We start from the raw sequence: 6,772 nt of genomic DNA, 5'->3' as shown, positions 1-6,772 counted from the left end.
CCGCCGTGCCCGCGCTGCTGGCTGCCGCCGTGCCCACGCTGCTGGCCGCCGCCTTGGCTTTTCGCCTGGGCGGGAGCCGGTTTCGGGGCCGGAGCCTGCAGCGGTGCGACCTCCCCGACCAGGGTGTGCACCGGGCCCGACTGCGCGGTGACCTCCTGCGGACGCACCGTGATGCCGGCTCGGCGGAGCAGGTGCTGGGTGTCTCGACGCTGCTCGGGCAGCACCACCGTGACGACATCGCCGGCGCTTCCCGCCCGCGCGGTGCGGCCCGAGCGGTGCAGGTAGGCCTTGTGTTCCATCGGCGGATCGACGTGGACCACCAGCTCGACACCGTCGACGTGAACACCGCGGGCAGCGATGTCGGTCGCCACCAGCACCCGCGCGGTGCCGTCGCTGAACGCCGCGAGGTTGCGGTCACGGGCGGGCTGGGAGAGGTTGCCGTGCAGATCCACCGAGGGCACACCCGATTCGGTGAGCTGCTTGGCCAGCTTGCGGGCCTGGTGCTTGGTGCGCATGAACAAGATCCGCCGGCCGGTGCCGGAGGCCAGCCGGTGCACGAGTTCCTTCTTCTGCTGCGCGCCTCCGACGTGGAACACGTGGTGGGTCATCGCCGCGGGCGGTGCGCTGACCTCATCGACCGAATGTATGACCGGCTCGGCGAGGAAGCGCCGCACGAGTTTGTCGACGCCGTTGTCCAGCGTGGCCGAGAAGAGCAGCCGTTGCCCGCCGGCGGGGGTGGCCGCCAGGATCCGGGTCACCCCGGGCAGGAAGCCCAGGTCCGCCATGTGGTCGGCCTCGTCGAGCACCGTCGTCGCGACGCCGTCGAGGGTGACCAGCTTCTGGCGCATCAGGTCCTCGAGCCGGCCCGGGCAGGCCACGACGATGTCGGCGCCGCCGCGCAGGGCTGCGACCTGCTTGTTCTGTGACACCCCGCCGAAGATGGTGGTGACGCTCAGTCCTGCCGCGGCAGCCAGCGGTTCGAGCACCGCGGTGATCTGGGTGGCCAGCTCACGGGTCGGCGCCAACACCAGGCCCGAGGGGCGGGCCGGCCGGCTGGGCCGGCCGGTCAGCGAGGCGACCAACGGAATCGAGAACGCCAGCGTCTTGCCGCTGCCCGTCTTGCCGCGGCCGAGCACGTCGCGGCCGGCCAGCGAGTCGGGCAGGGTGGCGGCCTGGATGGGAAACGCGGTGGTGATGTCGCGGGCCTGCAGTGCCTGCACCAGGGGTGCGGGCACGCCGAGGTCGGCGAATGTCGAGGTGGTCATGTGTGCCTTTCCGGCTTCGGGCGGTGTGTGCCCGGCTGGCCGCGACGAGTAAGCGTCGAGCGGCAGTGCGCACACAGTGGCGGTTACGCCGTGGTGAGTGATCGGGTGTCGGCAGCACCGGGGGCTCCAGAGGTTGTCGCCTGCCCGGCGCCGAGCTGCGGTGGTGACGTCAGTGTTCTTCCGCGGCCGACGTCGACCACGCTACCGCACATCCGCCAGGACACCGCATTCGTACAGGTCAGTAGGTCGCGAACGGGTCCAAAGCCGCAGCCAGCGACATCGGCACCCGCGCCTTCATCCTGGTGCCGGTCTCGGTGTGCTCGACCGCGTCCACCCGCCCTTCGGCATGGATCCGGTTGACGAATTCGCCTCGGTCATAGGGGATGGTCACGTCCACCACGATGTCGCGGGGCTCGATCATCTCGGCCATCCGGGCCTGCAACTTCGCCAGCCCGTCCCCGGTCCGCGCGGAGACGAACACCGCGCCGGGCAGCGCGCCTCTCAGTTGCGCGAGCATCAGACCGCTGGCGGCGTCGGTCTTGTTGACCACCAACAGTTCCGGCGGCGGCGCGATGCCGTACTCGGCGACCACGTCGTTGACGACCTGGCGTACCGCGTTGATCTGGGCCAGCGGGTTGACATCGGAGCCGTCGACGACGTGCACGAGCAGGTCGGCGTCGACGACCTCCTCGAGGGTCGAGCGGAACGCCTCGACGAGCTGGGTGGGCAGGTGGCGCACGAAACCGACGGTGTCGGTCAGCACGAAGGGCCGGCCGTCGTCCAACTGTCCACGGCGCGTGGTGGGTTCCAGCGTTGCGAACAACGCGTTCTCGACCAGCACACCAGCGCCGGTCAGCGCGTTGAGCAGGCTCGACTTGCCGGCGTTGGTGTAGCCGACGATGGCCACCGACGGTGTGTCGCTGGCGCTGCGCCGGCTGCGCTGGGTGTCCCGCACCTGCTTCATCGCTCGAATATCCCGGCGCAGCTTGGCCATTCGTTCGCGGATGCGGCGGCGGTCGGTTTCGATCTTGGTCTCACCCGGACCGCGGGTCCCCACGCCGCCGCCGGCGCCACCGGCGCGGCCGCCGGCCTGCCGGGACATCGATTCACCCCAGCCGCGCAGCCGGGGCAGCATGTACTCCATCTGCGCCAGCGCCACCTGCGCCTTGCCTTCCCGGCTGGTGGCGTGCTGGGCGAAGATGTCGAGGATCAGCGCTGTGCGGTCGATCACCTTGACCTTGACGATCTTTTCCAGCGCGTTGAGCTGGGCCGGGCTGAGTTCACCGTCACAGATGATGGTGTCGGCGCCGGTGGCCAGCACGACTTCGCGCAGTTCGGCGGCCTTGCCCGACCCGATGTAGGTGGCGGGGTCGGGCTTGTCGCGGCGCTGGATCACCCCTTCGAGGACTTCGGAGCCGGCCGTTTCGGCCAGGGCGGCCAGCTCGGCCAGGCTGGCGTCGGCATCGGCCGCGCTCCCGTCGGTCCACACACCGACCAGGACGACGCGCTCGAGCCGCAGCTGCCGGTACTCGACTTCGGAGATGTCGGCCAGTTCGGTCGACAGCCCGGCGACGCGGCGCAGGGCGCTGCGGTCTTCCAGTGCCAGCTCGCCCGCACTGGGGGTCTCGTTGCGGAATTCGGGATAGGTCATAGGCGAATCAAGATTCGCACGGAGATCACTGTTCATGCACCTCGATTAACGCCTGCTGGGCCGTCCACCATTCCTCGGCGAGCTCGCCGTGTGCGACGAGCACCGACGGGCCCCGCAGAAAACTGTTGGCCTCGGTGACGGTGACGGTGACCTCCCCACCCGGGATCTGCACGCGCAGCGCTCCGGTCTGCGCGCCCTGGTGTGCCAGCGCGGCGACGGCGGCGGCGACCGTGCCGGTGCCACAGGACCGGGTCTCCCCCACTCCGCGTTCGTGTACCCGCATCCGCACCGAGCCGTCCGACGGGGCGGTGAGAACCTCGACGTTGACCCCCTCCGGGAACTGCCCGGCGTCGAACTGCACCGGCGCCGCGACGTCGAGGGCGGCCAGTTCGTCGGCGCTCAGGCCGGGGTCCACACAGGCCAGATGGGGGTTGCCGACGTCGACGGCGAGCCCGCTGAAGCGCCGCCCGCCGACCACTGCTCCGCCGGTGCCGAACTGATTGGCCTTGCCCATCTCGACGCTGACCTCGGCGAAGGTGGCGTCGGCGGCGTGCAGGTGCACCGGCCGGGGGCCGGCCAGGGAGCCGACCACGAACTCGCGCCGGCGTTCCAGGCCCGCGGCCCACAGGTAGTGGGCGAACACCCGCACACCGTTGCCGCACATCTGGGCTGCCGAACCGTCTGCGTTGCGGTAGTCCATGAACCAGTCCCCGGCGCCGACACCTTCGGGAAGCCGGTCCAGCACGCCGGCTTGGCGGGCGGCCCCGGCCGTGGTGACTCGCAGGACGCCGTCCGCGCCCAGCCCGCGCCGGCGGTCGCACAGCGCAGTGACCGCCGCCGGGGTCAGCGCGACCGCGGCGGGCTCGTCGAGCAGGACCACGAAGTCGTTCTCCGTGCCGTGCCCCTTGGCGAACTTCACCTGTTCAGGATACGTCCCGCCAGATCCGCAGCACGCGTTCGGCGTTTCCGGGCGCCGCTCCGTCCAGCCAGTGGATGCGGTGGTCACGCCGGAACCAGGAGCGCTGCCGGCGCACATAGCGGCGTGTCCCGACGAATGTCGGCTCCCGGGCGCCCGATCCGTCGCCCCCGGCATCCAGGTCGGCGATCACCTGGGCGTAGCCCAGCGCCCGGGCCGCGGTCACCCCGTCGCGCAGGCCGCGGTCGAGCAGCGCGGTCACCTCCTCGACCAGGCCCTTGGCGAACATCAGGTCGGTCCGGCGGGCCAGCCGCTCGTCGAGAAGCGCGGTGTCACAGTCCAGCCCGACGATGGCGGTGTTCCACCGCGGTTCGCCGATACGTGGCGCCGACGCGGCGAAGGGCCGGCCGGTCAGCTCCACCACCTCCAGCGCCCGCACGATCCGGCGGCCGTCGGTGGCCAGGATGGTGGCCGCCGCATCCGGGTCGACGCGGGCCAGCTCGGCGTGCAAGGCCGCGACCCCGACCCGGGCCAGTTCGCCCTCCCACCGGGCGCGAACCGCGGTGTCGGTGGCCGGGAACGACCACTGGTCGAGCAGGGACTGCACGTAGAGCATCGAACCGCCGACGATCACCGGCAGCGCACCCCGGGCGGCGATCGCCTCCACGTCGGCGGCCGCTGCATCCTGATAGCGCGCGACGCTGGCGGTCTCGGTGACGTCGAGGACGTCGAGTTGATGGTGGGGCACTCCCCTGCGGTCGCCGACGGCGAGTTTCGCGGTGCCGATGTCCATGCCCCGGTAGAACTGCATGGCGTCGGCGTTGACCACCTCGACGGGTTGTTCGCCGGCCAGTTCCCCGGCGATCGCCAGGGCCAGGTCCGACTTGCCGGTCCCGGTGGGCCCGACGATGGCCACCGGCCGCACGGCGCCCGGACGCGGGCCCATCACGGCGTCCAGACGCGCGCCCATCACGGCGTCCAGACGCGCGCCCATCACGGCGTCCAGACGCCGACGAAATAGCCGACGCCGTACGGCGCGCCCCGGTAGAGCTCCTCGGCAGACCCCGGGCCGGGTTCGGCGAGCCCGGCCAGCACCTGGTAGGCGACGCGGCCGACCACCCCGTCGGGCAGACCGGCCAGCGCCGCGAGGTTTCCGGCGGCGAGCGCTTCATCGAGGTCGTGCTGGCGGGCGGGTGAGTCGGGGTCGTGCCCGCCGGGCGCGGCCGGGGTGAGCGTGTTGAGCCCGTCGGCCACCACCAGGACCCCGGTCGGCTCGGCGGCCGAGTCGATCTCTGCCCGCAGCCGGCGGCCGAACCCGATCGCTTCCTCGGCGCTGTGGTCGGCACGGTAGGTGCGCACCCGGGCGCCGGCGGACGGCCGGACCAGCCCCCGCAGCCAGGCCGCCACCAGGACACACAGCGGCAGCTCGGCCGGCGGTCCGTCGAGCGCACCGGCGGACAACCCCACCGGCAGGTCGACCCCGTAGCCGGCGAACGTGCCGACGGCGTCGGGCCCGAACATCGCGTCGTCGGAAGCCACTCCGACACCGAGCCAGCGCGAGGGCAGCCTTTCGGCCGCCGCCAGCGCCGCGTCGCGCAGATCGGCCGTTTCGGCGGCGGCCGCACCGGCGAGTTCGGCAACCATGACCGGTGCCGACGACACGATCGCGAGGGCGCTCAGCACGCATCCCAACGTAGCCGCACCAGCTCAGGCCGGTTGCCGGGTGGCCGCTTCACCGCGCGCGAGGGCCACGGTTGAGATCACCATCGCCGCCACCGCCAGGATCAACGTGGCCAACCCGGCGTCACCGGGCTGCAGTGTCTCGCCCAGGACGACGATGCCCAGCACAGCCGCGACCATCGGTTCGGCCACGGTCATGGTGGGCAACGAGGCGGTCAGCGGACCGGCCCGGAAGGACGCCTGCTGCAGCGCGGTACCGCCGACGGCGACGAGCACCCACGCGTACAGCTCCGGGGTGCGAACCAGCTCCATCACCCCGGCCCAGCTGGTCACGTCGAGCCGGTGCACCACCGATTTGGTCAGCACCGCGAACACCCCCCACAGCGCACCCGAGACGGCTCCCAGCAGCACCGCGCTGACCGGGCCCGACCACATCTGGGCGCCGACGAGGCACAGCGCCAGCGCGGGCCCGAGCACCGCGACCACCGCGAGCCAGGTTTCCAGGGAGCCGCGCGCCTGCCCGGCCGTCGGATTGCCGACGGTGACGATGACGACCACCGAGCCGGCCAGCAGCGCGGCCCACATCCACTCCCAGCTGGTCACCCGGCGGCGCGCCACCCGAGCGCTGATCGGCAGCGCGAACAGCAACGAGGTGACCAGCAGGGCCTGCACCAACAGCACCGAGCCCAGCCCCAGCGCCGCGGCCTGCAGGGCGAATCCGGCGGCGGCCACACCGGTACCGAGCCACCACCTGCCGTCGCGCAACAACTGCAGGAACAACTGGAGGTTCCCGACCGGCTCATCGGTCACCTCGACGGCGGATCGTTGGTGGATGACGTCGCCGACCGCGATGAACATGGCTGCGGCCAAGGCAAGCAAAGCGGCGATATCCGCTCTCGCCATCGACGACCTCCCCGGGGTTTGGTACCGAGCCTAAAGAGGCGCCGTGGCCAAGGCGCGGGCACAGAGCCCCGCGACCTGTTTCAATAGTTTCCAGGAGTGTGCCCGTCGCTGCGAGTCAGACGGGTCGCTCCCGACCAGCTACCAGGCGCCGCGCAGCGCGGCAGGTGCGCGGATTCCGCGCGGAGGGCACGAGGTAACCGACCATGACGATCACCGAACCGGGCGAAGCGCAGGACGCACAGCCCAGCGGGCCGGACTCCGCGCCCATCCCTTCGGCTGCGCCGGTCCGCAGACCGTCGCCGGCCGCCGTCGCCAAACCCAAGCCCAAACCCGGTCCGGCGCGGCCCGGGCCCCGCC

At 71.9% G+C, this 6,772-nt stretch carries 6 protein-coding genes; all 6 read right to left on the bottom strand.

What is annotated here, in order from left to right; all coding sequences use genetic code 11:
* Positions 1-1,265, bottom strand: a 1,265-nt coding sequence (locus ACXAID_RS26410; protein WP_475025140.1) for a DEAD/DEAH box helicase, incomplete at its 3' end; no start/stop codon positions are given.
* Between the two features lie 238 nt (positions 1,266-1,503).
* Positions 1,504-2,916, bottom strand: coding sequence for a GTPase HflX (gene hflX / locus ACXAID_RS26405; protein WP_475025139.1), 1,413 nt, complete (start codon positions 2,914-2,916; stop codon positions 1,504-1,506).
* A gap of 25 nt (positions 2,917-2,941) precedes the next feature.
* Positions 2,942-3,835, bottom strand: coding sequence for a diaminopimelate epimerase (dapF, locus tag ACXAID_RS26400; RefSeq protein WP_475025138.1), 894 nt, complete (start codon positions 3,833-3,835; stop codon positions 2,942-2,944).
* Between the two features lie 4 nt (positions 3,836-3,839).
* A complete protein-coding gene (miaA, locus tag ACXAID_RS26395) occupies positions 3,840-4,757 on the bottom strand; it encodes a tRNA (adenosine(37)-N6)-dimethylallyltransferase MiaA (RefSeq protein ID WP_475025141.1) in 918 nt (305 codons plus the stop codon).
* A 68-nt stretch (positions 4,758-4,825) separates the two neighbouring features.
* Positions 4,826-5,515 (bottom strand): class III extradiol ring-cleavage dioxygenase family protein, encoded by a 690-nt coding sequence (locus tag ACXAID_RS26390; RefSeq protein WP_475025137.1) that lies wholly within the window; start codon positions 5,513-5,515, stop codon positions 4,826-4,828.
* A 24-nt stretch (positions 5,516-5,539) separates the two neighbouring features.
* Positions 5,540-6,415 (bottom strand): DMT family transporter, encoded by an 876-nt coding sequence (locus tag ACXAID_RS26385; RefSeq protein ID WP_475025136.1) that lies wholly within the window; start codon positions 6,413-6,415, stop codon positions 5,540-5,542.
* Between the last annotated feature and the right edge of the window lie 357 nt (positions 6,416-6,772).

Source organism: Mycobacterium sp. ABE4_509 (assembly GCF_056160785.1).
Note: the sequence above shows the minus strand (reverse complement) of the source record. Positions and strands in the feature narration are given on the sequence as shown.

What these genes read in the sequence shown, in the direction of transcription:
- hflX (WP_475025139.1), bottom strand. Translation starts at nt 2,916, where the DNA reads ATGACCTATCCCGAATTCCGCAACGAGACCCCCAGTGCGGGCGAGCTG.
- ACXAID_RS26385 (WP_475025136.1), bottom strand. Translation starts at nt 6,415, where the DNA reads ATGGCGAGAGCGGATATCGCCGCTTTGCTTGCCTTGGCCGCAGCCATG.